Source organism: Micromonospora sp. SYSU B005 (assembly GCF_055362685.1).
This window is the reverse complement of record NZ_JAXCFU010000008.1, coordinates 199,015-222,064: the sequence shown is the minus strand read 5'-3', so window position 1 is coordinate 222,064 and position 23,050 is coordinate 199,015. Positions and strand designations below refer to the sequence as shown.

20 protein-coding genes are annotated in these 23,050 nt (G+C 74.3%); 12 read left to right on the top strand and 8 right to left on the bottom strand.

All coding sequences use genetic code 11. The features are described 5' to 3' along the window. The first annotated feature begins 8 nt into the window (after window positions 1-8). The 6 genes from SM452_RS20005 to efeB all read left to right on the top strand — a co-directional run bounded on the left by SM452_RS20005 (window position 9) and on the right by efeB (window position 7,599). Window positions 9-1,031 carry a cation diffusion facilitator family transporter gene (locus tag SM452_RS20005; RefSeq protein ID WP_355506498.1) on the top strand — a complete coding sequence of 341 codons (1,023 nt, stop codon included), beginning with the start codon at window positions 9-11 and terminating at the stop codon, window positions 1,029-1,031. A gap of 3 nt (window positions 1,032-1,034) precedes the next feature. Next, a complete protein-coding gene (gene manA / locus SM452_RS20000) occupies window positions 1,035-2,195 on the top strand; it encodes a mannose-6-phosphate isomerase, class I (protein ID WP_355506496.1) in 1,161 nt (386 codons plus the stop codon). A gap of 312 nt (window positions 2,196-2,507) precedes the next feature. Next, complete coding sequence (gene ahcY / locus SM452_RS19995; RefSeq protein ID WP_135243445.1) at window positions 2,508-4,007, top strand: adenosylhomocysteinase; 1,500 nt, start codon at window positions 2,508-2,510, stop codon at window positions 4,005-4,007. A 187-nt stretch (window positions 4,008-4,194) separates the two neighbouring features. Continuing rightward, window positions 4,195-5,121 carry an iron uptake transporter permease EfeU gene (efeU, locus tag SM452_RS19990; RefSeq protein WP_262012436.1) on the top strand — a complete coding sequence of 309 codons (927 nt, stop codon included), beginning with the start codon at window positions 4,195-4,197 and terminating at the stop codon, window positions 5,119-5,121. A 28-nt stretch (window positions 5,122-5,149) separates the two neighbouring features. Further along, entirely contained in the window at window positions 5,150-6,280 is a 1,131-nt protein-coding gene (efeO, locus tag SM452_RS19985; protein WP_262012435.1) for an iron uptake system protein EfeO, read from the top strand. Beyond that, window positions 6,277-7,599, top strand: a complete 1,323-nt coding sequence (gene efeB, locus SM452_RS19980; protein ID WP_355506493.1) for an iron uptake transporter deferrochelatase/peroxidase subunit — start codon at window positions 6,277-6,279, stop codon at window positions 7,597-7,599. The genes efeO and efeB overlap by 4 nt, the downstream gene beginning before the upstream one ends. A gap of 7 nt (window positions 7,600-7,606) precedes the next feature. Here efeB and SM452_RS19975 read toward each other — a convergent pair whose 3' ends face one another. Beyond that, entirely contained in the window at window positions 7,607-8,560 is a 954-nt protein-coding gene (locus SM452_RS19975) for an RDD family protein (protein WP_262012433.1), read from the bottom strand. 41 nt (window positions 8,561-8,601) lie between these two features. Here SM452_RS19975 and SM452_RS19970 point away from each other — a divergent pair, with 41 nt between their 5' ends. Continuing rightward, a complete protein-coding gene (locus SM452_RS19970; protein ID WP_463840470.1) occupies window positions 8,602-9,555 on the top strand; it encodes a stage II sporulation protein M in 954 nt (317 codons plus the stop codon). Here the strand turns inward: SM452_RS19970 and SM452_RS19965 are convergent. From SM452_RS19965 to SM452_RS19945, 5 genes are read right to left on the bottom strand one after another with little or no spacing between them, the layout of a single operon-like run. Next, the gene (locus tag SM452_RS19965; RefSeq protein WP_262012431.1) at window positions 9,533-10,843 is read right to left on the bottom strand and encodes a DUF58 domain-containing protein; all 1,311 of its coding nucleotides are present in this window, start codon (window positions 10,841-10,843) and stop codon (window positions 9,533-9,535) included. The genes SM452_RS19970 and SM452_RS19965 overlap by 23 nt on opposite strands. After that, window positions 10,840-11,817, bottom strand: coding sequence for an AAA family ATPase (locus SM452_RS19960; RefSeq protein WP_194798463.1), 978 nt, complete (start codon window positions 11,815-11,817; stop codon window positions 10,840-10,842). Before SM452_RS19960 ends, SM452_RS19965 begins: the two co-directional genes overlap by 4 nt. Then, entirely contained in the window at window positions 11,814-13,115 is a 1,302-nt protein-coding gene (locus SM452_RS19955; protein ID WP_262012430.1) for a DUF4350 domain-containing protein, read from the bottom strand. The genes SM452_RS19960 and SM452_RS19955 overlap by 4 nt, the downstream gene beginning before the upstream one ends. After that, window positions 13,112-13,717, bottom strand: coding sequence for a DUF4129 domain-containing protein (locus tag SM452_RS19950; RefSeq protein WP_463840469.1), 606 nt, complete (start codon window positions 13,715-13,717; stop codon window positions 13,112-13,114). The genes SM452_RS19955 and SM452_RS19950 overlap by 4 nt, the downstream gene beginning before the upstream one ends. Further along, window positions 13,714-14,559 (bottom strand): hypothetical protein, encoded by an 846-nt coding sequence (locus SM452_RS19945; protein ID WP_262012428.1) that lies wholly within the window; start codon window positions 14,557-14,559, stop codon window positions 13,714-13,716. Before SM452_RS19945 ends, SM452_RS19950 begins: the two co-directional genes overlap by 4 nt. Window positions 14,560-14,782: 223 nt before the next feature. Between SM452_RS19945 and mtrA the strand changes: the two genes are divergently transcribed. From mtrA to hpf, 5 genes are all read left to right on the top strand, one after another. Then, window positions 14,783-15,472 carry an MtrAB system response regulator MtrA gene (gene mtrA / locus SM452_RS19940; protein ID WP_088969953.1) on the top strand — a complete coding sequence of 230 codons (690 nt, stop codon included), beginning with the start codon at window positions 14,783-14,785 and terminating at the stop codon, window positions 15,470-15,472. Window positions 15,473-15,485: 13 nt separating this feature from the next. After that, a complete protein-coding gene (gene mtrB, locus SM452_RS19935; RefSeq protein ID WP_262012427.1) occupies window positions 15,486-17,237 on the top strand; it encodes an MtrAB system histidine kinase MtrB in 1,752 nt (583 codons plus the stop codon). Next, window positions 17,234-19,033, top strand: coding sequence for an LpqB family beta-propeller domain-containing protein (locus SM452_RS19930; protein ID WP_355506487.1), 1,800 nt, complete (start codon window positions 17,234-17,236; stop codon window positions 19,031-19,033). Before mtrB ends, SM452_RS19930 begins: the two co-directional genes overlap by 4 nt. A 7-nt stretch (window positions 19,034-19,040) precedes the next feature. Next, window positions 19,041-19,745 (top strand): ComF family protein, encoded by a 705-nt coding sequence (locus tag SM452_RS19925; RefSeq protein WP_463840468.1) that lies wholly within the window; start codon window positions 19,041-19,043, stop codon window positions 19,743-19,745. 250 nt (window positions 19,746-19,995) lie between these two features. Then, window positions 19,996-20,640 (top strand): ribosome hibernation-promoting factor, HPF/YfiA family, encoded by a 645-nt coding sequence (hpf, locus tag SM452_RS19920; protein ID WP_091418726.1) that lies wholly within the window; start codon window positions 19,996-19,998, stop codon window positions 20,638-20,640. Between the two features lie 42 nt (window positions 20,641-20,682). On the opposite strand, the gene SM452_RS19915 is transcribed toward hpf, so the two are convergent. Beyond that, window positions 20,683-21,789, bottom strand: coding sequence for a GNAT family N-acetyltransferase (locus SM452_RS19915; protein WP_463840467.1), 1,107 nt, complete (start codon window positions 21,787-21,789; stop codon window positions 20,683-20,685). Next, complete coding sequence (locus tag SM452_RS19910; RefSeq protein WP_463840466.1) at window positions 21,786-22,943, bottom strand: GNAT family N-acetyltransferase; 1,158 nt, start codon at window positions 22,941-22,943, stop codon at window positions 21,786-21,788. Before SM452_RS19910 ends, SM452_RS19915 begins: the two co-directional genes overlap by 4 nt. Window positions 22,944-23,050 lie beyond the last annotated feature (107 nt).

The window sequence follows — 23,050 nt, the reverse complement described above, 5'->3', positions numbered from 1 at the left end:
GGCGGGGAATGAGCGCAAACGGGGGCACCAAGGCGATCGTCGCCGCCCTGGCGGCGAACCTCGGCATCGCCGTCACCAAGTTCATCGCGTTCGCCCTCACCGGCTCGTCGTCGATGCTGGCCGAGTCGATCCACTCGGTGGCCGACTCGGGTAACCAGGGCCTGCTGCTGATCGGCGGCCGGCGGGCCAAGCGGCAGGCCACGCCGCAGCACCCGTTCGGGTACGGCCGGGAGCGCTACATCTACGCCTTCATCGTGGCGATCGTGCTGTTCAGCATCGGTGGCCTGTTCGCGCTCTACGAGGCGTACCACAAGGCGTCCGACCCGCACCCGATCGAGAGCTGGCAGTGGGTGCCGGTGGCGGTGCTCGTGGCGGCGATCGTGATGGAGAGCTTCTCCTTCCGTACCGCGATCAAGGAGTCGAACCTGGTCCGGGGCAACCAGACCTGGGTCCGGTTCATCCGTCGCGCCAAGGCGCCGGAGCTGCCTGTGGTGCTGCTGGAGGACTTCGGCGCCCTGGTCGGTCTGGTCTTCGCGCTGTTCGGTGTCGGCATGACGCTGATCACCGGCAACGGCATGTGGGACGCCGCGGGCACCGCGATGATCGGCGTGCTGCTGGTGATCATCGCGATCACGCTGGCGATCGAGACCAAGAGCCTCCTGCTCGGCGAGGGCGCCGAGCAGAGCGAGCTGGAGAAGATCGAGCAGGCCGTGACGAGCGGTCCCGAGGTCGAGCGGATCATCCACATGAAGACGCTCTACCTCGGCCCGGAGGAGTTGATGGTGGCCGCGAAGATCGCGGTGCCGGCCTGGGAGACCGCCCACGACCTGGCCCGCGACATCAACGCGGTCGAGGCGCGGATCCGGCGTGAGGTGCCGACCGCCCGGGTGATCTACCTGGAGCCGGACATCTACTCGCCCGCCGCCGAGCAGGCCGGCACCGGGCAGGCGGCGGACACCGCCGTCCCGGAGGCCGTGACCACCGGTGGGACGCACGCGGCCGACGAGGTCGCCGGGCGGCCCGGGAGCTGACCGATGGAGTTGTTGCAGGGCCGGATCCGTGACTACGCCTGGGGCTCGCGCACCGCGATCGCCGAGTTGCAGGGGCGGCCGGTGCCGAGCAACGGGCCGGAGGCGGAGCTGTGGCTGGGCGCCCACCCGGGCGCCCCGGCCACTGTGCAGCGCGACGGCCGGCCGGTCAGCCTCACCGACCTGCTGGTGGCCGAGCCGGGCCACTGGCTGGGTGAGCGGCTGGTCGGCCGGTTCGGCACCCGGCTGCCGTTCCTGCTGAAGGTGCTCGCCGCCGACTCGCCGCTGAGTCTCCAGGCGCATCCGGACGCCGAGCAGGCCCGCGCCGGGCACGCCGCCGACGTGGGGCGGGTCAACTACGTGGACCCGTACCACAAGCCGGAGCTGCTGGTGGCGCTCTCCGAGTTCGACGCGCTGTGCGGCTTCCGCGACCCCGGGGAGTCGGCGGAGGCGATCGCCGCGTTCGGCGTACCCGCGCTGGAACCTGTGGTGGCGGCGTTGCGGGACGGGCCGGCGGGGCTGCGGGAGGCGGTCCGCCTGCTGTTGAGCTGGCCGCAGGCGGAGCGCGCCGGGCTGGTGGCGGCCGTGCTGGCGGCGGCGGAGGCCGGGCCGGCCTCGGCGGACGCCGAACTGGTCCGCACGCTGGCGGCCGGCTATCCGGCCGACCCGGGCGTGGTGGTGGCGTTGCTGCTGCACCATGTCCGGCTGTCGCCGGGCGAGGGCATCTGGATGCCGGCCGGGAACCTGCACGCCTACCTGCGCGGCACCGGCGTGGAGATCATGGCGGCCAGCGACAATGTGCTGCGCGGCGGGTTCACCGCGAAGCGGGTCGACGTGGACGAGTTGCTGCGGGTGCTCCGGTTCGAGGTGCTGACCCGGCCGGTGCTGCGGCCGGAGCAGGTGGAGCCGGGCGTGCTGACCTGGCCGGTGCCGGTGGAGGACTTCGCGCTGCACCGGGTCGAGGTGGCCGCCGGGTCGGCTGGTGTGCGGCTGACGCTGCCCGGGCCGCGGGTGGTGCTCTGCCGGGCCGGGAAGCTGACGGTCGACGACGGCGTGGGGTCGGTGACGCTGGACGCGGGTCAGGCCGCGGTGGGTACGGCGGCCGGTGGCCCGCTGGCGGTGAGCGGGGCGGGCGAGGCGTTCGTCGCCACTTGCGGCATGAACTGACCCGGACAAGTCCGACTTTCCCGAAACGGCTTGACGGTCACCCTGCGTGGTGTGACTCTATGGGTACGCAGCGTTGTCGCGACGAAGGTCCGGTGACGTGCGGGGGAACCAAACCGGGGGGATGCGCGGGGCGGCCGGGCCGTGAGTGGGAGAGTCCGCTCACGACCGACCGCCCCGTGCGCTGTCCGCCGACCGCCCCGTGCGCTGTCCGCCGACCGGCCGATTGCGCGGTCGGCCAACCGGGCACGGGTCGAGTGGCCCGCGAGCGTAAGGTGGAAGGCTGCGCACCACCATCGTTCGACAGGAGCTTCCATGACCAGCACCCTCCCGGCGGCCTCCAGCGGCGCGTCGTCGCAGGCCCGGCCGAGCACCCTCGCCGAGGGCGACTACAAGGTGGCGGATCTGTCGCTCGCCGCGTTCGGGCGCAAGGAGATCCGGCTCGCCGAGCACGAGATGCCCGGCCTGATGGCGATCCGGCGCGAGTTCGCCGAGGCCCAGCCGCTGGCCGGCGCCCGCATCACCGGTTCGCTGCACATGACCGTCCAGACCGCCGTCCTGATCGAGACCCTGGTCGCGCTCGGCGCGCAGGTCCGCTGGGCGTCCTGCAACATCTTCTCCACCCAGGACCACGCCGCCGCGGCGATCGTGGTCGGCCCCGAGGGCACCCCGGAGGCCCCGGCGGGCGTGCCGGTCTACGCCTGGAAGGGCGAGACGCTGCCGGAATACTGGTGGTGCACCGAGCAGGTGCTGGCGTGGCCCGACGGGCAGGGCCCGAACATGATCCTGGACGACGGCGGCGACGCCACCCTGCTCGTCCACAAGGGCGCCGAGTTCGAGAAGGCCGGCGTCGTGCCGCCGGTCGAGTCCGCCGACTCCGAGGAGTACGCGGTCATCCTCGAACTGCTGCACCGCTCGCTGGCCGAGGACGGCCAGCGCTGGACCCGGATCGCCGCCGGCATCAAGGGCGTCACCGAGGAGACCACCACCGGCGTGCACCGGCTCTACGAGATGCACCGCGCCGGCACGCTGCTCTTCCCGGCCATCAACGTCAACGACTCGGTGACCAAGAGCAAGTTCGACAACAAGTACGGCTGCCGCCACTCGCTCATCGACGGCATCAACCGCGCCACCGACGTGCTGATCGGCGGCAAGATGGCCGTCGTCATGGGCTACGGCGACGTGGGCAAGGGCTGCGCCGAGTCGCTGCGCGGTCAGGGTGCCCGGGTCGTGGTGACCGAGGTCGACCCGATCTGCGCGCTGCAGGCGGCGATGGACGGCTACCAGGTCGCCACGCTCGACGACGTGGTGGAGCAGGCCGACATCTTCATCACCGCGACCGGCTGCTTCGACGTCATCACCAACGAGCACATGGCCCGGATGAAGCACCAGGCCATCGTGGGCAACATCGGCCACTTCGACAACGAGATCGACATGGCCGGTCTGGCCAAGCGCAGCGACGTGACCCGGGAGAACATCAAGCCGCAGGTCGACGTGTGGCGCTTCGACGACGGCCACGCCATCATCGTGCTGTCCGAGGGCCGCCTGCTGAACCTGGGCAACGCCACCGGCCACCCGAGCTTCGTGATGTCGAACTCGTTCGCCAACCAGACGATCGCCCAGATCGAGCTGTTCACCAAGACCGACGAATACCCGATCGGCGTCTACGTGCTGCCCAAGCACCTGGACGAGAAGGTCGCCCGGCTGCACCTGGACGCGCTCGGCGCGAAGCTGACCACGCTCACCAAGGAGCAGGCCGCCTACCTGGGTGTCTCCCCGGAGGGCCCGTTCAAGTCGGACCACTACCGCTACTGAGTTCCACGCTCCCGGAGGGACCGGGGTCGGCCGCCGCGCGGCCGTCCCGGTCCTTTTCGCGTACGGGGGGAGTCCGGCGGATGTCGAACCGGGTGACGTTACCCGGATCAGCTTGACGTTTGCTGTGAAGAGGAGCAAGGTATGGCTGCCCTAAGTTAACTGAGGCAAGCCTGAGTACGGAGTCTCCATGTTCGCCACGTACCTGATCGGCCTACGCGAGGGCCTGGAAGCGACGCTCGTGGTCAGCATCCTCGTCGCCTTCCTGGTCAAGTCGCAGCGCCGGGACCGGCTGCCGCAGGTGTGGGCCGGCGTCGGCCTGGCCGTGGCGCTCTCCGTCGGCTTCGGCTCGCTGATCCAGTACACCTCCACCTCGCTGCTGCGCACCTCCGAGTCGCGCGAGCTGTTCGAGGCGGTCACGTCGGTCGCCGCCGTGGTGTTCGTGACCTGGATGATCTTCTGGATGCGCCGGGCCGCCCGCACCATCGCCGGAGAGCTGCGCGGCAAGCTCACCGACGCGCTCGCGGTCGGCTCCGTGGCCGTGGCCGGCATGGCGTTCCTCGCGGTCATCCGCGAGGGCCTGGAGACCGCGCTCATCTTCTACGCCGCGGCCGAGAGCGCGGCCGGCGGCACCGGGCCCGGCTCGCTGCTCGCCCTGGCCGGCGGCATCGCCACCGCCGTCGTGATCGGCTTCCTGCTCTACCGCAGCGCGGTACGGATCAACCTGAGCCGGTTCTTCACCTGGACCGGCGCGCTGCTCATCCTGGTCGCCGCCGGCATCCTCAAGTACGGCGTGCACGACTTCCAGGAGGCGGGCGTGCTGCCCGGCCTGAACGACCTGGCCTTCGACATCTCGAACACGCTCGACCCGGGCTCCTGGTACGGGGCGCTGCTCGCCGGCATGTTCAACGTCACCGCCGCGCCGACGGTGCTGGAGCTGGCCGCCTGGGTCGCGTACGCGGTGCCGGTGCTCGTGCTCTTCCTGCGCAAGCCGGCCAAGCCCGCTCAGCCCGCGGAGCCGGCCCGGCCCGCCGAGCAGGTCCCGGCCGCCGCGCCCGCAGCCGACACGTCCGACGCGCCGGCCGACGTCGCCGCCGTTCCGTCCCCCCGCGCCTGAACCACCGTTCCCGAGGAGACCCCGCACGATGCGTACCACTCGACTCGTCGCGCCCGCCGCCGCCGGGCTGCTCGCCGTCGCCGGACTGGCCGGCTGCGGGGGCGGTGACGACGCCGACGCCACGAACGGCGGGCCGATCGCCGTCAAGGCCACCGACACCGTCTGCGAGGTCGGCGACACCGAGATCGACGCCGGTCAGGTGACCTTCAAGGTGACGAACACCGGTTCCAAGGTCAACGAGTTCTACGTCTACGCCGCGGGTGACCGGGTGATGGGCGAGGTGGAGAACATCGCCCCCGGGCTCAGCCGCGAGCTGCGGGTCGAGCTGACCGCCGGCACGTACGAGACGGCCTGCAAGCCGGGGATGAGCGGCCGGGGCATCCGGGGCGCGCTGAAGGTCTCCGGCACCGCCGCCACCGTCGCCCCCGACGCCGCGCTGACCCAGGCCACCGAGAGCTACCAGCGGTACGTGCGCAGCCAGACCGCCGCGCTGCTGACCAAGACCGAGGAGTTCGTGGCCGCGGTCAAGGCGAACGACGTGGCGAAGGCCAAGGCGCTGTACCCGGTGGCCCGCACCTACTGGGAGCGGATCGAGCCGGTCGCGGAGAGCTTCGGCGACCTCGACCCGAAGATCGACGGCCGTGAGGAGGTGGTCGAGGAGGGCATGGAGTTCACCGGCTTCCACCGGATCGAGAAGGACCTCTGGACCACCGGCGACGTCAGCTCCGACGGCGCGATCGCCGACCGGCTCCTGGTCGACGTCAAGGCGATCGTCGCCAAGGCCGACGCCGAGAAGCTCACCCCGCTCCAGCTCGCCAACGGCGCCAAGGCGCTGCTCGACGAGGTCGCCAGCGGCAAGATCACCGGCGAGGAGGAGCGCTACTCGCACACCGACCTGTGGGACTTCAACGCCAACCTGGAGGGCTCGAAGGCGGCCATCGCCGCGCTGCGCCCGGCGCTGGAGCAGCGCGCGCCCGACCTGGTGAAGCAGCTCGACAGCGAGTTCGCGAACGTGGAGGCCACGCTCGGCAAGCACCGCGCCGGCGACGGCTGGAAGCTGCACACCCAGCTCGGCAAGGACGAGCTGAAGGAGCTGTCGGACGCGGTGAACGCGCTGGCCGAGCCGGTCAGCAAGGTCGCGGCGGCAGTCGCGCGATGACCGGCCCGGCCGGCGGTGACGCGACGAGCGAGCCGAACCGCGAGCGGACCGGCCGCGGCCTGTCCCGGCGCCGGGCGATGACCCTGGCCGGCGTCGGCGTGGCAGGCGTCGCCGGGGTGGCGGGTGGCGCGGGCGCGCTGCTCGCCGGCGGGAACGAGGCATCAGCCACCGGATCCGCCGCCGGGTCGGTGCCGTTCCTCGGTGAGCACCAGGCCGGCATCACCACCCCGGCCCAGGACCGGCTGCACTTCGTCGCGTTCGACGTGATCACGAAGGACCGGGACCGGCTCGTCGCCATGCTCCAGGAGTGGACCGCCGCCGCGGCCCGAATGACCGCCGGGAAGGACGCCGGGGTGATCGGCGCGGTCGGCGGCATGCCCGAGGCCCCGCCGGACGACACCGGCGAGGCGCTCGGACTACCTCCATCGCAGCTCACCCTCACCGTGGGCTTCGGGCCGACCCTGTTCCGCGACGCGCAGGGCCGGGACCGTTTCGGCATCGCCGCGCGCCGCCCGGCCGCGCTCGCCGACCTGCCGCACTTCGCCGGGGACGCGCTCAAACCGGAGCTGTCCGGCGGCGACCTCTGCGTCCAGGCCTGCGCCAACGACCCGCAGGTGGCGGTGCACGCCATCCGCAACCTGGCCCGGATCGGCATGGGCGTGGTGAGCGTCCGCTGGTCGCAGCTCGGCTTCGGGCGTACCTCGTCGACGTCCCGGGACCAGGCCACCCCGCGCAACCTGTTCGGCTTCAAGGACGGCACCGCCAACCTCAAGGCCGAGGACGCCGGCCTGCTCCGCGACCAGCTCTGGGTGCAGCCCGGCGACGGTCCGGACTGGATGACCGGCGGCTCCTACCTGGTCACCCGGAAGATCCGGATGCTGATCGAGACGTGGGACCGCAGCCCGCTCGCCGAGCAGGAGATGATCGTCGGCCGGACCAAGGGCAGCGGCGCGCCGCTGGGCCGCCGGGACGAGTTCGACGAGCCCGACTTCGCCGCGAAAGGCGACGACGGCGCGCCGCTCATCGCCGACACCGCGCACGTACGACTCGCTCACCCGGACGCGAACGGCGGGGCCCGGCTACTGCGCCGCGGCTACAACTTCGTGGACGGCTCGGACGGGCTGGGCCGGCTCGACGCCGGTCTGTTCTTCATCGCCTACCAGCGGGATCCGCGCCGGCAGTTCGTGCCGATCCAGACCCGGCTGGCGCGCAACGACGCGATGAACGAATACCTGCGGCACGTCTCCAGCGGCCTGTTCGCCTGCCCGCCCGGCGTACGCGACGCGGCCGACTGGTGGGGGCGGGCGCTGTTCGCCTGAGCCCGGCTCAGCGGCGTACCGGATCGGGGCCGGCGTCCGGTGCGGCGGACCGCAACCGGCCGGTGACCGGCGTGGCGGGACGCAGGGCGGCCGGCACGGCGGCCGACGCCGGGACCAGCTCCGGCCAGAGTGTGGCGGTGACCGCCCGGGCCCGGCCCAGCCGCAGCGCCGCCCGGCGCCCCCGCTCGGCCAGGACGGCGGACAGGTAGACCCAGTCCGGCGCGGCCCACGGCGGCGGCGGCGAGGTGACCGCGGCGACCTCCGCCCACAGCGCCCGGCCCAGCCGGAAACGGTCCGGTTCGGCCAGCTGGGGGAGCCGGTCCAGGTACTGCCGGACGGCCAGCGCCAGCCCGTCGTCGAACCGGGTCAGGTCGAGCGTGGCCGCCCAGGCCAGCAGCGGCGGCGGGGCCGGTGGCAGCGGCCGCCACAGCGTGGCGCCGCGGCTGTGCACCACGAGCGTGCCGGCGACCAGGTCACCCAGCCGGCGACCGCGCGGGTCGGTGAGCATCACCGTGACGCTCGCGACCCAGCTCAGCAGCGGCAGCACCAGCCCGGGCCACTCCACCGCCACGCCCACGAGCGCCCGGGTCAGCGACTGGCCCACACCCACCGGGCCGCCGTCGGCGCGTACCACCCGCAGCCCCACTGCCAGCTTGCCCACCGTCCGGCCACCGGCGAAGCGTTCCATCGTCACCGGATAACCGAGCAGGACCAGCACCATCAGCACGACCTGGAGCGCGCCGGCCAGCGCCAGGTCGAGGGAATCACCGAGCAGCGCGAGCGCCGCCATCGCCAGCACCGCGCCGAGCACCAGGAACAGCGCGACCTGGATCACGGCGTCGATCAGCAGGGCGAGCACGCGGGAGCCCAGCCGGGCCACCCGGACGTCCAGCTCCACCGCCTCGCCGCTGACCAGACCGGCGTCGCCCCAACGGGGCGGTGGAGGAGGTTGCGCGCGCACCCCGACAGTGAACACCATGGACGCCGAACGGGGGAGGGTGAGTGGATCTCGACGCGTACGTGGCCGAACACGGCGCCGAATGGCGGCGGCTGGAACACCTGACCGGGCGGCGTCGGCTCGACGCGGCAGAGGTCGACGAGCTGGTGGCGCTCTACCAGCGCAGTGCCACGCACCTCTCCGCGCTGCGCGCCCGGGCACCCGAACCGGCGCTGGTGAACCGGCTGTCCCACCTGGTCCTCGCGGCCCGCGCCCGGGTCACCGGCCGGCCCCGGCCGTCGTGGGCGGCGGTGGGCCGCTTCCTGGCCGCCGACCTGCCCGCCGCGCTCTACCGGGCGTGGCCGTGGTGGTGCGGCGTGGCCACCGCGTTCAGCGTGCTGAGCGCCTTCCTCATCTGGTTCGTCGGCGGCAACCCCGACACCGCCGCCGCGTTCGTCGGCGACGAGGAGGCCCGGCAGCTCGTCGACTCCGGTTTCGCCGGCTACTACTCCGAGTTCTCCGCGCCCACGTTCGCGTTCCGCCTGTGGACGCACAACGCCTGGCTGGCCGCCCAGTGCCTGGCCGCCGGTGTGCTCGTGGTGCCGGTGTTCTGGCTGCTGTGGCAGAACGCGCTGAACATCGGCGTGGTCGGCGGCGTGATGATCGCCTACGGCCGGGCCGACGTCTTCTTCGGCATGATCACCCCGCACGGGCTGCTGGAGCTGACCGGCATCTTCGTCGCCGCCGGGGTCGGCCTGCGGACCGCCTGGGCCTGGATCGCCCCGCCCGCGCACCTCGGACGCGGCCGGGCCCTCGCCGAGGCGGGACGGCTCGCCGCCGTGGTCGCGGCCGGCCTGGTCGGCGTCTTCGCCGTCTCCGCGGTGATCGAGGCGTTCGTGACCCCGGCGCCGGTGCCGATCCCGCTGCGGGTGGCAGCGGGCGCCGCGGTGTGGCTGGCCTTCCTGGCGTACGCGCTGGTGCTCGGCCGGCGCGCGGTCAGAGCCGGCCGAGGGACTTGAGCCGCAGATAGGTGTCGGCGACGGCCGGGGCCAGCCGGTGCCCCGGCACGTCCACCACCGTCACGCCGTAGCGCGACAGGGCGGCGCGTACCCGGTCCCGCTCGGCCAGCGCCCGCCACGCCGACGCGGCCGCGTACGGGTCGTCCGGGCCGGCCGGAGTGGCGGTGGCGAGCCCGGTCAGCACCGGGTCGCCGGCCGCCGCGAGCACCACCCGGTGCCGGGTGGCCAGCCGGGGCAGCACCGGCAGCAGCCCGTCGCCGATCGCGCCCGCCTCCAGCGCGGTGAACAGCACCACCAGGCTGCGCTGCCGCTCCCGGCGCAGCACCTCGGCGGCGATCAGCTCGAAGTCGGTCTCGACCAGCGCGGGCTGCAACGGCGCCACCGCGTCGACCAGCCGGGCGAGCAGTGCCGCACGGCCGCTGCCGGTCACCCGGGCCCGGATCTCGGTGTCCGCCGCCAGCAGGTCCACCCGGTCACCGGCGCGGGCGGCCAGCGCGGTGAGCAGCAGCGCCGCGTCGATGGCGGTGTCCAGCCGGGGCTCGTCACCGAGGCGTACCGCCGACGTGCGGCCGGTGTCCAAGACGCACACCAGGCGCCGGTCCCGTTCCGGGCGCCAGGTGCGCACCAGCACGTCGGCGCGGCGGGCGCTGCCCCGCCAGTCGATCGAGCGGACGTCGTCGCCCACCGCGTACTCGCGCAACGTGTCGAACTCGGTGCCGTGGCCGCGCCCCCGGGTCACCTGCACGCCGTCGATGACCCGCAGCCGGGACAGCTTCTCCGGCAGGTGCCGGCGGGAGTCGAAGCGGGGCAGCACCCGCAGCGTCCACTGCGGCGTCGCCGGCCGTTCGGCGTGCTGCCTCGCGCCCAGGCGCATCGGCCCGAGCGACCGTACGGTCAGCGCCGCCGCCGGACGGTCGCCGCGCCGGGTCGGGGTGAGCCGGACCGGCAGCGTGGCGGCGCCACCGGGCGGCACGGTGAGCAGGCGGTCCGGCGGCACGTCCGGGCGTGCCCCGGCCGACGGCACCCAGGCGTCGCGTACCTGGGCGTACAGCGTGCGGTCGGTCGGGTTGGCCAGGTGCAGCGTGACGGTCGCGGTGCCGCCGAGGCGGACCGTCCGCTCCCCGGAGCGGGTCACCGTGAGCGCGTCCGGCGGCACCGCCATCGCCCGGTCGAGCAGCACCAGCAGCAGCACCGCCGCGGTCAGCACGGCGACGCCGAGGAACGGAGCCGGCCAGGCCGGCAGGGTCAGCGCGCCCACGCCGAGCAGCAGACCCGCCCGCCAGGTCATCGCGGCGTCGGCACGGTGGCCAGCACCGAGTCCAGCACGGCGTCCGCTGTGACGCCCTCCAGCTCCACCTCCGGGCGCGGGCGCAGCCGGTGCCGCAGCGTCGGGCGGGCGACCGCCTTGACGTCGTCCGGGGTGACGTGGTCGCGGCCGGCCAGCCAGGACCACGCCTTGGCGGCGTTCAGCAGCGCGGTGGCACCACGCGGGGACGCGCCCAGCTCCAGCGCCGGGGCGGCCCGGGTGCCCCGGCACAGGTCCACGATGTAGCCGAGCACCGGCTCGGCCACGTGCACCCCCCGCACCTCCGCCCGGGCGGCGGCCAGGTCCGCGGAACCCGCCACCGGGCGTACGCCGGCGGCACGCAGGTCGCGCGGGTCGAAACCGGCGTGGTGCGCGCGCAGCACGCCCAGTTCCTCCTCGCGCTCCGGCAGTGGCACCGTCAGCTTGAGCAGGAAGCGGTCGAGCTGCGCCTCGGGCAGCGGGTAGGTGCCCTCGTACTCGACCGGGTTCTGGGTGGCCACGACGATGAACGGGTCGGGCAGCGGACGGCGCTCGCCCTCGACGGACACCTGCCGCTCCTCCATCACCTCCAGCAGCGCCGACTGCGTCTTCGGCGGGGTCCGGTTGATCTCGTCGGCGAGCAGCAGGTTGGTGAAGACCGGCCCCTCCCGGAACGTGAACGCGGCGGTGCGCTGGTCGAAGATCAGCGAGCCGGTGACGTCGCCGGGCATCAGGTCGGGGGTGAACTGCACCCGCTTGGCGTCCAGGTCGAGCGCGGCGGCAAGCGTCCGGACCAGCAGCGTCTTGGCCACCCCCGGTACGCCCTCCAGCAGCACGTGCCCCCGGCAGAGCAACGCGATCACCAGGCCGGTGACCACGGCGTCCTGCCCGACGACGGCCTTCGCCACCTCGGCACGCAGCCGGTGCAGGGCGGCGCGGGCGCCGGACGGTGCGGTGGTCGTGACGGGTCCGGTCACCGGGTGTCTCCTTCGCTCGGATGCGGGGCCAGGGTACGGGTCAGGGCGTCCAGGTCGCGGGCCAGCTCCAGCAGCTCGCGGTCCTTCTCCGGGGCGGGGCCGTAGAGCAGGTCGGCCATCCGTTCCGGGTCGGCGCCGACGCGCTCGGCGACCCGGGCGGCCACCTCGTCGTCGGGCGTGTCCGGGGGCAGGTTGAGCCGGGTCACGAGCCGGTCCAGGGCGGCGGCGCGCAGCGTCGCGGCGACGGTGTCCCGGGCGCCCGCCCGGCGGTAGAGCCGCGCCCGGCCGCGTACCGTCTCGGCGGACCGGACGGTGACCGGCAGCGGCTCCGACACCGGCGGCCCGAGCCGGCGGGCCCGCCACAGCACCACGAGCAGGCCGGCCAGGGCGAGCTGCACCAGGAGGGCCCAGAACCAGAGCGGGAAGGCACCCCAGAGCGGGTTCTCCCGCGGCGGGTCGGCGCGGTCGGGCGGGTCGGGCCGCTCCGACCGGCCGCTGCCGGCCGGTGCGGGCTGGTCGGTGACCGGATCCGGGGACCAGCTCGGCCCGGTCGGGGCCGGCACCGGCTCGGGCAGGTCGAGCCAGACCAGCGGGCGTCCGCCGCCGAGCAGGCCGGTGGCGAGGGCCTCGTTGCCCCACTCGCCGATCCGGTCGTTGCGGAACGGGTCGCTCGCGCCGGCCAGCACCACCTCGACCCGGCCGGGGACGCGCAGCAGCGCCCCGGCGTAGCAGTCGTCGACCTCGGCCGGCCCGTCGTAGCGCTGCAGGTCGATCGCGGCGGTGCCGGCCCGTACCGCCTCGGGCAGCCGGCACGGCGTGCCGTCGGCATCCGGCGGCACCGCCCGGGCGGCCCAGCGGCCGCCGGCCGGCACGACCGGAGTGTCCAGTTCGGCGAGCACCCGCCGGGACGGCTCGACCAGCACCAGCCGGCTACCCGGCGGCAGGGTGGTCAGCTCGTCGAGCCGGTCCGGGTGCACCAGAGCGGGCGCGGGCACGAACAGCGTGCTCGGCTCGGCCCCGGCGGTACGCAGCGCCGCCGTCAGGTCCGTCTCCCGGCGCACCGGCACGCCCTGCGTCCGCAGCGCCTCCGCGAGCCTGCTCGCGCCGTCGTCGTCGGTGGCGACCGGGGACAGGAAGCCGGGCTCGTCGGCGTCCGGCCGGTCGATCGCGTGCAGCACGAGCGTGGTCACGATCAGCAGCACGGCGAGCCCGAGCGGGACGAGCAACCGGTACGGCCGCCGACGCGGTGCCGCCGTGGTCGCCGTCGTCGTGGTCTCCGGTACGACAGTGGCGGTCACCGCGGCTCCTCCCCGGTCAGCTCGCGACTGAGGTCGGTGGCGAGTTCACGCATCCGCCGGTCGTGCGCGGCGGTGGCGGGACGCTGGGCGTACCAGAGGTCGGAGAAGATCGCGCCGGCCGCGTGCAGCGTCGGCCGGACCCGCGGCCGGGTGCGGGCCGCCGCCTCGGTCAGCTCCACGACGGTGAGCCCGGGGCGGGGTTCCACCACCTGCCGGACGACCAGGAGCCGGACCATCTCGCGCAGCCGTTCCCGGACCGCCTCGGCGTACCGGCCCTCGGCCGCCAGCCGGTCGGCCAGCCCGGGACCGGCCGCCGCCGGTTCCGGCAGCCGGGGCGCGGGCAGGCGCACGGCCGACGGGTCGGTGCGGGCTCGGCGGGCACGCCGGCGGGGCCGCCGGAACCGGGGCAGCCGCAGCCGGGGCAGGCGAGGACGCCGCAGCCGGGGCAGCGTGAACCGGGGCAGCCGACGTGGCAACCAGGCCGGGAAGAAATACCAGCCCAGCGCCACCAGCAGCGCGACCGCCAGCAGGATCAGCGCGACCAGCGGCAGCGGCACCAGGTCACCGAGGGCCGCCACCGTCTCGGTCCACCACCGGCTCACCGGTGCGCCGCCAGCAGGACGGGCTCGGGCACGCCGGCCGGCGCGCGGGAGAGCCGGATGTCCAGCCCCTCGGTGCGGACCCGGGTCTCCAGGTGCAGCACCGCGTCCAGACAGGCGAGCGCCGGGTACGCGAGCGCGTTGACAGCGGTGAAGGCGGCGATCGTCAACGGCAGCGCCCAGGCCGACACGTCGAACAGGCCCAGCATGCCGAGACCCTGGTAGACGCCCAGCCCGATGCCGAGCCGGATCAGCCACCAGCCGAGGTAGCCCAGCAGCCGGATCGCGGCGCCCCGGGCGCTGACCCGGCCGGCCAGGCGTACCGCCCGCCAGGGCGCCAGGTGCGCCGGCACCCCGTCCAGCACCAGCACCGGCACCACCAGGCCGAGCAGCGCGTACGCCGGGAACCAGCCCGGCCCGGTCAGAGCGGCGGCCGTGACGGTCAGCCCGACCAGGACGGCGGCCGGCAGCGCCACGCCGAGCCGGGCGCCGCGCAGCAACTCGGCCGGCCGCGGACGGCGCCCCAGCAGCGCCGCCCCGGCGCCGCGCGCCGCCGGGGCGCCGAGCAGCGCGACGATCGCCGCCTCGGTGCCCGCGCCGGCCGCCAGCAGCAGCCAGTACTCCGGGAGGGTGTCGCCGAACTCCACCGGCCACCAGTACGGCGGTTCGGTCTCGGCGAGCATGCGCAGCGGGTGGAGCACCGCCTGTTCGGCGAGGGCGAGCAGCAGGGCGAGCGGCACGAGCACCCGGGCCTGGTCGCGCAGCAGCAGCACGGCCGCGTCGAGCAGCTCGCCGACGGTCAGCGGACGGCGCGGCAGCACCGCGGTCGGGCCGGCGTCGGGCACGCGTACTCCTGGGCGGGGGCGAGCGGAGGTGGCGGGCGGGGCGACGCCCGGGGGATCATGGTTGCACGGCGGGTCCGCATCCGGTGGACCCGTCCGCTCCGGCGCGCCACGCTGGGCGGCCACGCCGACTTGCTGTGGTGCGCGGGGCCGCCCGGCGCTACGGTGCCGTGGAGACGCCGAACACCGAACACTCCAGACGAACGGGGATGGAACGATAAACCCCATGAGAGCCCGGGTACTCGTGGTCGACGACGACCCCGCCCTCGCCGAGATGCTCGGCATCGTGCTGCGCAGCGAGGGCTTCGTGCCGTCCTTCGTCGCGGACGGCGAACGGGCGTTGGCCGCCTTCCGCGACAGCCGACCCGACATCGTCCTGCTCGACCTGATGCTGCCGGGCATGAGCGGCATCGACGTGGCCCGCGCCATCCGGGGCGAGTCCGGCGTGCCGATCGTGATGCTGACCGCCAAGAGCGACACCGTCGACGTGGTGCTCGGGCTGGAGTCCGGCGCCGACGACTACGTGGTGAAGCCGTTCAAGCCCAAGGAGCTGGTGGCCCGGATGCGGGCCCGGCTGCGCCGGGGCGAGGACGTGGCGCCGGAGATGCTGACCATCGGCCCGCCCGGCAACCAGATCACCATCGACGTGCCGGCCCACACGGTCAGCCGCGACGGCGAGGAGGTGAAGCTGACGCCGCTGGAGTTCGACCTGCTGGTCGCGCTCGCCCGCAAGCCGCGTCAGGTCTTCACCCGCGAGGTGCTGCTGGAGCAGGTCTGGGGTTACCGCCACGCGGCGGACACCCGCCTGGTCAACGTGCACGTGCAGCGGCTGCGCGCCAAGATCGAGCCGGATCCGGAGCGACCCGAAATCATCCTGACCGTGCGGGGCGTGGGCTACAAGGCGGGTACCGGATAGCCTGGTCAGCACTGTGCTGACCTCGCTGCCCGAGTCGCCGACCCCCGCGCCCCGCCGGCTCTCCGCCGTGCGGGCGCTCTGGCTCGCCCTGACCGGCCGCGTCGCCCGGCTGGTGGCAGCCGTGCACCAGGCGTGGCGGCGGTCGCTCCAGGTCCGTGTGGTCACCATCACGCTGGTGGCCTCGAGTCTGCTGGTGGGCGGTTTCGCCTATCTGATCGCTGACAAGATCACCAGCATCCTGCTGGAGAACGCCGAGACCGACGTGCGGCTGCGGTTGAGCAACGGCAGCGAGTACGCGGCCAAGCAGTTCAACCTCTACAGCCAGCCGCAGGAGGCGCAGCTCCAGAACACCATCGACGGCACCGTCAACTACCTGGCCGGCGGCGACCCCACCCAGACCAGCGGCGTGGTGGTGGCGATCACCGCCGACAACTTCGCCGAGTTCATCGAGCCGCGGACCACGCCCGACGTGCCGGTGGACACGGTGATCGGCGACGAGCTGCGGGCCACCGTCGCCTCGGGCAAGGTCGCGCACCAGATCCGTACCGGCTCGCTCGGCGGCGAGCGGACGAAATACCTGGTCTACGGCTCTCCGGTGCCGACCAAGTTCGGGCAGGTCGAGCTCTACTACCTCGTACCGCTGGCCCGGCAGGACGCGACGGCGGCCGACGCCCGGGCCACGGTGGTCGCCACCGGCGTGGCGCTGGTGCTGCTGCTCGGCCTGCTGGCCGCCCTGGTCACCCGACTGGTGGTGACCCCGGTACGGGTGGCCGCGCGCACCGCGCAGCGGCTCTCCGCCGGTCTGCTGGACCAGCGCATGGTGGTCTCCGGCGAGGACGACCTCGCGCTGCTGGCGGCCTCGTTCAACCAGATGGCGACGAACCTGCAACGGCAGATCCTCCGGCTGGAGGAGATGTCCCGGCTGCAACGCCGGTTCACCTCCGACGTCTCGCACGAACTGCGGACGCCGCTGACCACGGTCCGGATGGCCGCCGACCTGATCTTCGCCGAGCGCGACGAGTTCGACCCGGCGGTGGCCCGCAGCGCCGAGCTGCTCCAGGCCGAGCTGGACCGGTTCGAGGAACTGCTCACCGACCTGCTGGAGATCAGCCGGTTCGACGCCGGTTTCGCGGTGCTGGACAGCGAGCCGACCGACCTGGTGCCGGTGGTGCACCGGGTCACCGAGCGGCTGGCCGGGCTGGCCGAGCGGGTCGGGGTGACCATCGAGCTGGACCTGCCGGACACTCCGGTGATCGCCGAGGTCGACCCGCGCCGCGTCGAGCGGGTGCTGCGCAACCTGGTCGGCAACGCGGTCGAGCACGGCGAGGCCAAGCCGGTACGGATCACCCTGGGTCAGGACCAGAGTGCGGTGGCGATCACCGTGCGGGACCACGGGGTCGGCCTCAAGCCGGGGGAGGAGAAGCTGGTGTTCAACCGCTTCTGGCGGGCCGATCCGTCGCGCGCCCGGCAGACCGGCGGCACCGGGCTGGGCCTGTCGATCAGCCTGGAGGACGCCCGCCTGCACGGCGGCTGGCTGGAGGCGTGGGGCGCGCCCGGGCAGGGCGCGCAGTTCCGGCTCACTTTGCCGGCCCGGGCCGGGGACCGGCTCACCACCAGCCCGCTACGGCTGGTGCCGGCCGACGCCACGGTGCCGTTCGGCGGCCCCCGCGACGGCGAGCTGTCCGCCATCGGGCCCGGCGGCGGCGTCGCCGCGCTGACCGCCGGACCGGCCGCCGGCGGCGACCACGCGGAGGCGCGGCCGTGAGGCGCCGGGTCCTGACCCTGCTGCTGACCGGCGCGCTGCTGCCGGCCGCGCTCGCCGGATGCGGCATCCCGGACGAGACCGACGTGCAGGTGGACGGCTCGGCGCCGGCCGCCGAGTCCGGGGTGCTCAACGGCAGCCCGGCCCGGCCGCCCGAACCGGCGGACAGCAGCGAGCCGGTGCCGTTCGTGGAGAACTACCTGCGGGCCGCCGCGGCCGGGGAACGCGACCAGGCGTACGCCCGGGCCCGCAAGTTCCTCGCCGCGGAGGCCCGCGACCTGCTTTCGGGCAAGCCGCAGACCAGCGAGATCGAGCTGACAGTGGTGCGGCTGCGGGAGAAGCCGGAGAGCACGCCGCCGAACAACCAGGGCACCAGCACCGTCACGCTCAAGGTGCAGCAGGTGGGCGTGCTGCGCGCCGACGGCACGCTCGGCCCGCCGGTGGCCAGCGAGACGCAGTACGTCTTCGAGCTGCGCCGGGCCGAGCCGGCCGGCACCGGCCTGCTGATCACCGAGCTGCCGAACATGCTGCTGGTCAGCGACTCTGCGGTGCGCGAGTACTACCGCCCCCGCACCGTCTACTTCTGGAACCCCGACCTGACCCGGCTGGTGCCGGACCAGCGCTACCTGCCCTCGTCGGCGCCGACCGAGCGCCGGATCACCGAGGTGATGAAGTGGCTGGCCGACCGCCCGTCGGACTGGCTGTCCCCCGCCGTGACCGGGCTGCCCGACGGCACCCAGCTGATCAACAACGCGACCGGCACGGACGGCCACTGGGAGATCAACCTCAACATGCCGGGCGCCAACGAGCAGCGGCTGACCCGGCTCGGCACCCAGCTGGCGTGGTCGCTGTCGGACCTGGACGGCCAGGTCGACCTGAAGATCCAGAACCAGAAGCGGCTCACCGTCGACCTGCGGCGGGAGCGGGTCTCGACCGCCGCCTATCCCCGCGGCGGCGATCCGATGCGGTACGCCGTCTACGACGGCGCGGTCCGTCCCCTGGCGTTCGGCGCCGAGTCGCGGGCCGCCGCGCCGCTGCCGCCCGCGGAGAACCGCAATGTGGTGTCCGCGTCGCTCGCCCGCGCCGACGACCAGGTGCTCGCCGCGCTCGTGGTGACCGGGGCGGACAACCGCAGGCGTCTCAAGGTGGGCAGTGGCCCGGAACCGGTCGCGACGCTCAGCCCCAGCGACCGGACGTTCCGGGCGATGAGCCGTCCCACCTGGCTGCGCTCGCTGAACAAGGCCCGTCCGGCGGGTCTGGTGGCGGCTGACGGGCGGCTCTACCGGTTCGACGGCACGGGCCGGATGAGCGAGATCCCGCTGTCCGTCCCCGGGCCGGTGACGGCGGTCGCCGGTTCCCTGGACGGGCACCGGATCGCGCTGGTCTCCGGCGGCGCGGTCTTCGTCGCCGCGGTGAGCGCCGACGGTGGCGGGGCCAGCCTCGGACAGCTCCGCCGGGTCACCACGCTGCTCACCGGCGTGACGGTGGTGGACTGGGTGGCGGAGAACGAGCTGGCGCTGGCCGGCAACGAGGCGGACCGGCGCTCGGCGATCCACCAGGTCAGCGTGGACGGCGCCTGGGAGACCCCGCTGACGGTGGAGATCGGCGCCCCGGTGACCCAGCTCGCCGGATATCCGGGCGGCGGCGACCGCGGCCTGGCCGCGTTCTCGTTCATGTTCGAGACGGACGGCGCGGCCTGGCGGAACAACCCGTTCGACTACGTCAAGCGGGAGCAGGTGCTCGACGTACCGGCCGGCAGCCGGGCGACGAACCCGACCGCGCCGTTCTTCCTCTACTGAGCCGCGCGTGCGTGACCTGGGCGGGCTCTGGTCGGACCTGACCGACCTGGTGCTGCCCGCCGGGTGCGCCGGCTGCGGCGCGGGATCGGTACCGCTGCGGCACGGCTTCTGCGGCGGCTGCGTACGGGAGCTGGAGTCGCTGCGTCCCGCCCCGACGAGGCCCGACCCGGCCCCGCCCGGCCTGCCGCCCTGCGTCGCGCTCGGCCCGTACGGCGGCGCGCTGCGCGAAGGGCTGCTGGCGTACAAGGAACGGGGCCGGCACGGGCTGGCCCGGCCGCTGGGCGCGCTGCTGGCCGAGGTGGTCGCGGCGGCCGCGGGGCCGCCCGGCCCGGTGACGCTGGTGGCGGTGCCCGACACCGCACGCGCCGCCCGGGCCCGCTACGGCGACCACCTGGACCGGCTGGTCCGCCCGGCCGCGGCCCGCCTGCGCGCGGCCGGCTGGCCGGTACGCGTGCTGCGCCCGCTGCGGGCACTGCCCCGGACCGACTCGGTGGCGCTGGACAGCGCCGGACGGGCCGCCGCCGCCGAGGCGGCGTTCCGGTTGCGCCGCCCGGCGGCCGGACACCGGCCGGGGGAGACCGTCGTGCTGCTCGACGACATCGTCACCACCGGCGCCACGCTCGCGGCGGTGAGCCGGATGTTGCACCGCGCGGGAATGACGCCAAAGGCCGCGGCCGTGCTCGCCGCAACGCAAAAGCGGCACCGTCGGTGACGCTTCGTGTATCCGTTTCACCCCTTGGTGTATGAGCTGTTAAATTTCGCGACCGCCTTCGGCAACCAGGGGTGACGGGTGGCCGTACAGGAGTTAGCGTTTCGGTGTCGGGGGTAGTGAGGGTCAAACCTTCCCCCGGCACTGGAAGGAGGCGTAGCCGAACAACACCGGTCGACGCCGAGCGGGGCCCTCCCGGCGCGTCGACCGGATCTGATCCGGACCGAACGACCGTCCGAACAAGGGAGGTCACGTGGACATCGTGGTCAAGGGCCGTAACGTCGAAGTGCCGGACCATTACCGGGTGCACGTAGCCGAGAAGCTCGCGAAGATCGAACGCTACGACCAGAAGCTCATTCGCGTGGACGTCGAGTTGTTCCACGAGCGCAATCCACGCCAGGCGGACACCTGCCAGCGGGTGGAGATCACGTGCGTGACGCGCGGCCCGGTGATCCGGGCCGAGGCCTGCACGAACGACTTCTACAGCGCGCTCGACGCCGCCATCGCCAAGCTGGACACGCGATTCCGCCGCGCGGCGGACCGTCGCCGGGTACACCGCGGACGGCACGCGCCGATCTCCGTGGCCGCCGCGACCGCCGGCCTACCCGTGGCCGACCTCGACGGTCCCGGCCTGGCGGCGCTCGACGGCCACGGCACCGCCACCGCGGTCGCCGAACGCCCCGACGAGAGCGGCTACACCGAACCCGACGACCAGCCGTGGCACATCGCCCGGGCGAAGGTCCACCCCGCCGAACCGATGACCGTCGACGACGCGCTGTTCCAGATGGAACTGGTCGGCCACGACTTCTACCTGTTCCAGGACAAGGAGTCCGGCCGCCCGAGCGTGGTCTACCGGCGGCACGCGTACGACTACGGGATCATCCAGCTCGACACGTGACCCCTTGACCGGTCAGGACGGGCCCCCGCGCGGGGCCCGTCCTCAGTTCCCGTCGGTGGCGAGCCGGCCGTAGACCACCGAGTCGACACGGACGCCGTCCGGGCCGGGCAGCCGGCCGCGCAACAGCCCCTCCCGCCGGAAGCCGGCCCGTTCCAGCACCCGCTGCGAGGCGACGTTGTCCGGCCGGGTGCCGGCCCACAGCCGGGACACCCCGACGCCGAACGCCCACCCGGCGACCAGCCGGACCGTGCGCGCCGCCAGCCCGCGCCCGCGCGCCTCGGGCAGCAGGCTGTAGCCGATCATGGCCTGCCCGGTGGCCGGCTCGTCGTAGAACAGCGCGCACCCACCGACGACGGCGCCGGCGGCCGCGTCGAGGATCGCCAGGTCGGCGGCCTCGCCCGCGAGCCAGCGGCTCGCCGCGAGCCGGCAGCGGCGCGCGAGCGCCGCCCGCTCCGGCGCCACCGGCGGCACCCGGTTCGCCACCACCTCCGGCAGCGAGTGCATCCGGTACAGCGCGTCCGTGTCCGCCGGCTCCACCGGGCGCAGCGTCACCACGCCGTCGGTGAGCCGGCCGTCCGGCAGGTCCGGCAGCAGGCGGGGGACCGGCCCGGGCGGGTCGTCGGCCAGCCGCACCCAGGCGATCAGATCCTGGCGTAAGCCGTCGCCGTCCGCGCCGGCCGCCCGGCGTACGCCCTCGTGCCGGTAACCACAGGCCAGGGCGATGCGCTGGCTCGCCACGTTCTCCGTCCGGGTGAGCAGCTCCAGCCGGGCCGCGCCGGCGGCGAACGCCCGCCCGGTCAGCAGCCGGGTGGCGGCGGTCGCCACGCCCCGGCCGCGCGCCGCCGCTCCCACCCAGTAACCGATCTCGTACGTCGCCCGCTCCGCGCTGAGCCGGGTCAGCCCGATGCTGCCGAGCAGCCGGTCGGTGGCCGGGTCGGCGATCGTGTACGCGGCCCCGCCCGCCGCCCACGCCGCGGGCGCGCCCTCGTCGATCCACAAGCGGGCGGTGTCGGCGTCGTACGGGTCGGGCAGCAGGGGCATGAACCGGCGGATCTCCGGGTCGGTGCACCCGGCCACCATGTCCGGTGCGTCCGCGAGGTGGCACGGCCGGAGCCGTACGCCGTACCCCTCGATCGTCTCCGGGGTCATGCCAGGTCGCCCGGCAGCAGGCCGCCGATCCAGACGTCCTGCCGCTCGCCGCGGTGCTGGACGCCGCCGCGCAGCGTGCCCTCGACGGTGAAGCCGGCCTTCTCGGCGGCCCGCCGCGAGGCGGTGTTGCCCACGTTCGCCCGCCACTCGATCCGGGCCAGGCCGAGCGTGGTGAAGCCCCAGGCGCACACCGCGGCGAGCGCGGCCGGCAGGTAGCCCCGGCCGCGGGCGTGCGGCGCCGTCATGTAGCCCACGTCGGCCACCAACGGGTCGTTCGGCAGCAGGCGCAGGTCGATCGAGGCGACGTACTCGTCGTCCGGGTCGGCCACGGCGAACGTCACCGCTGTGCCCCGCGCCCAGGCCGGGCGCACCAGGTCGCGCAGGAAGCCCTCGGCGTGCTCCGGCCGGTACGGGTGCGGCACCGTGGTCCAGCGGATCGTCTGCTCGTCCTGACAGGTGCGGGTCACCGCGGCCAGGTCGCGTTCCTCCAGCGCGCGCAGCCGCAGCTCGGTGTCGCCGGCGGTGGCGAACAGGACCGGCTGCGGCCGGCCGAAGACCGCCGCGCGGCGGGCCTGGAGCGTGTCCGGGCCGTAGGGGACCGGGTCGCCGGCGGCGGCGACCTCGCCGGGGAGCAGCGAGCCGATCCAGCCCTCGGTCCGGCCGCCGGGGCTGGGGTCGGCCAGTCGCAGCTCACCCTCGATGCGGAAGCCGGCGCGCAACGCGACCAGCCGGGAGGCGTGGTTGCCGATCTCGGCCTGCCAGGTGAGCCGGCGCAGCTTGAGCGCGTCGAACGCCCAGCGGGCGAGCGCGCGGGTGGCGCGGACCGCGACGCCCCGGCCCCGGGCCCACGGCGCGGTCCAGTAGCCCACCTCGGCCGAGTCCCGCGCGCGGTCGACGGAGACCAGGCCGAACGAGGCGAGCAGCTCACCGGTGCCGGCGTCGCAGACCGCGAAGAGCGCAGCGGTGCCCTCGGCCCAGGCGGTGGCGCTGATCGTGGTGACGTACTCCGTCGCGTGCTCCGGCAGGTACGGGCGAGGTACGGTGGTCCAGCGCTGGATGTCCGGATCCTGGCAGGCACGGTGCACCGCGTCGGCGTCCTCCGCGCGCCACGGGCGCAGCAGCAGGCCGTCTTCGATGATCTCCACAGGCTCCATTCGAGCCATCGTGCCGGATCGTTCGCGCACGGCGTAACCCGATTAGCGGCCGGTGGCGCACGGTCGCGACGTTATGTCGGGTTCCGGAGCCCGGACCGCCGCCACCA

Bases quoted from the DNA above. Each gene is read 5' to 3' on its own strand.
- SM452_RS19910 (WP_463840466.1), bottom strand. From the start codon at position 22,943: ATGGAGCCTGTGGAGATCATCGAAGACGGCCTGCTGCTGCGCCCGTGG.
- SM452_RS19965 (WP_262012431.1), bottom strand. From the start codon at position 10,843: ATGACCTGGCGGGCGGGTCTGCTGCTCGGCGTGGGCGCGCTGACCCTG.
- ahcY (WP_135243445.1), top strand. From the start codon at position 2,508: ATGACCAGCACCCTCCCGGCGGCCTCCAGCGGCGCGTCGTCGCAGGCC.
- manA (WP_355506496.1), top strand. From the start codon at position 1,035: ATGGAGTTGTTGCAGGGCCGGATCCGTGACTACGCCTGGGGCTCGCGC.
- efeU (WP_262012436.1), top strand. From the start codon at position 4,195: ATGTTCGCCACGTACCTGATCGGCCTACGCGAGGGCCTGGAAGCGACG.
- SM452_RS20005 (WP_355506498.1), top strand. From the start codon at position 9: ATGAGCGCAAACGGGGGCACCAAGGCGATCGTCGCCGCCCTGGCGGCG.
- SM452_RS19915 (WP_463840467.1), bottom strand. From the start codon at position 21,789: ATGACCCCGGAGACGATCGAGGGGTACGGCGTACGGCTCCGGCCGTGC.
- efeB (WP_355506493.1), top strand. From the start codon at position 6,277: ATGACCGGCCCGGCCGGCGGTGACGCGACGAGCGAGCCGAACCGCGAG.
- efeO (WP_262012435.1), top strand. From the start codon at position 5,150: ATGCGTACCACTCGACTCGTCGCGCCCGCCGCCGCCGGGCTGCTCGCC.
- mtrA (WP_088969953.1), top strand. From the start codon at position 14,783: ATGAGAGCCCGGGTACTCGTGGTCGACGACGACCCCGCCCTCGCCGAG.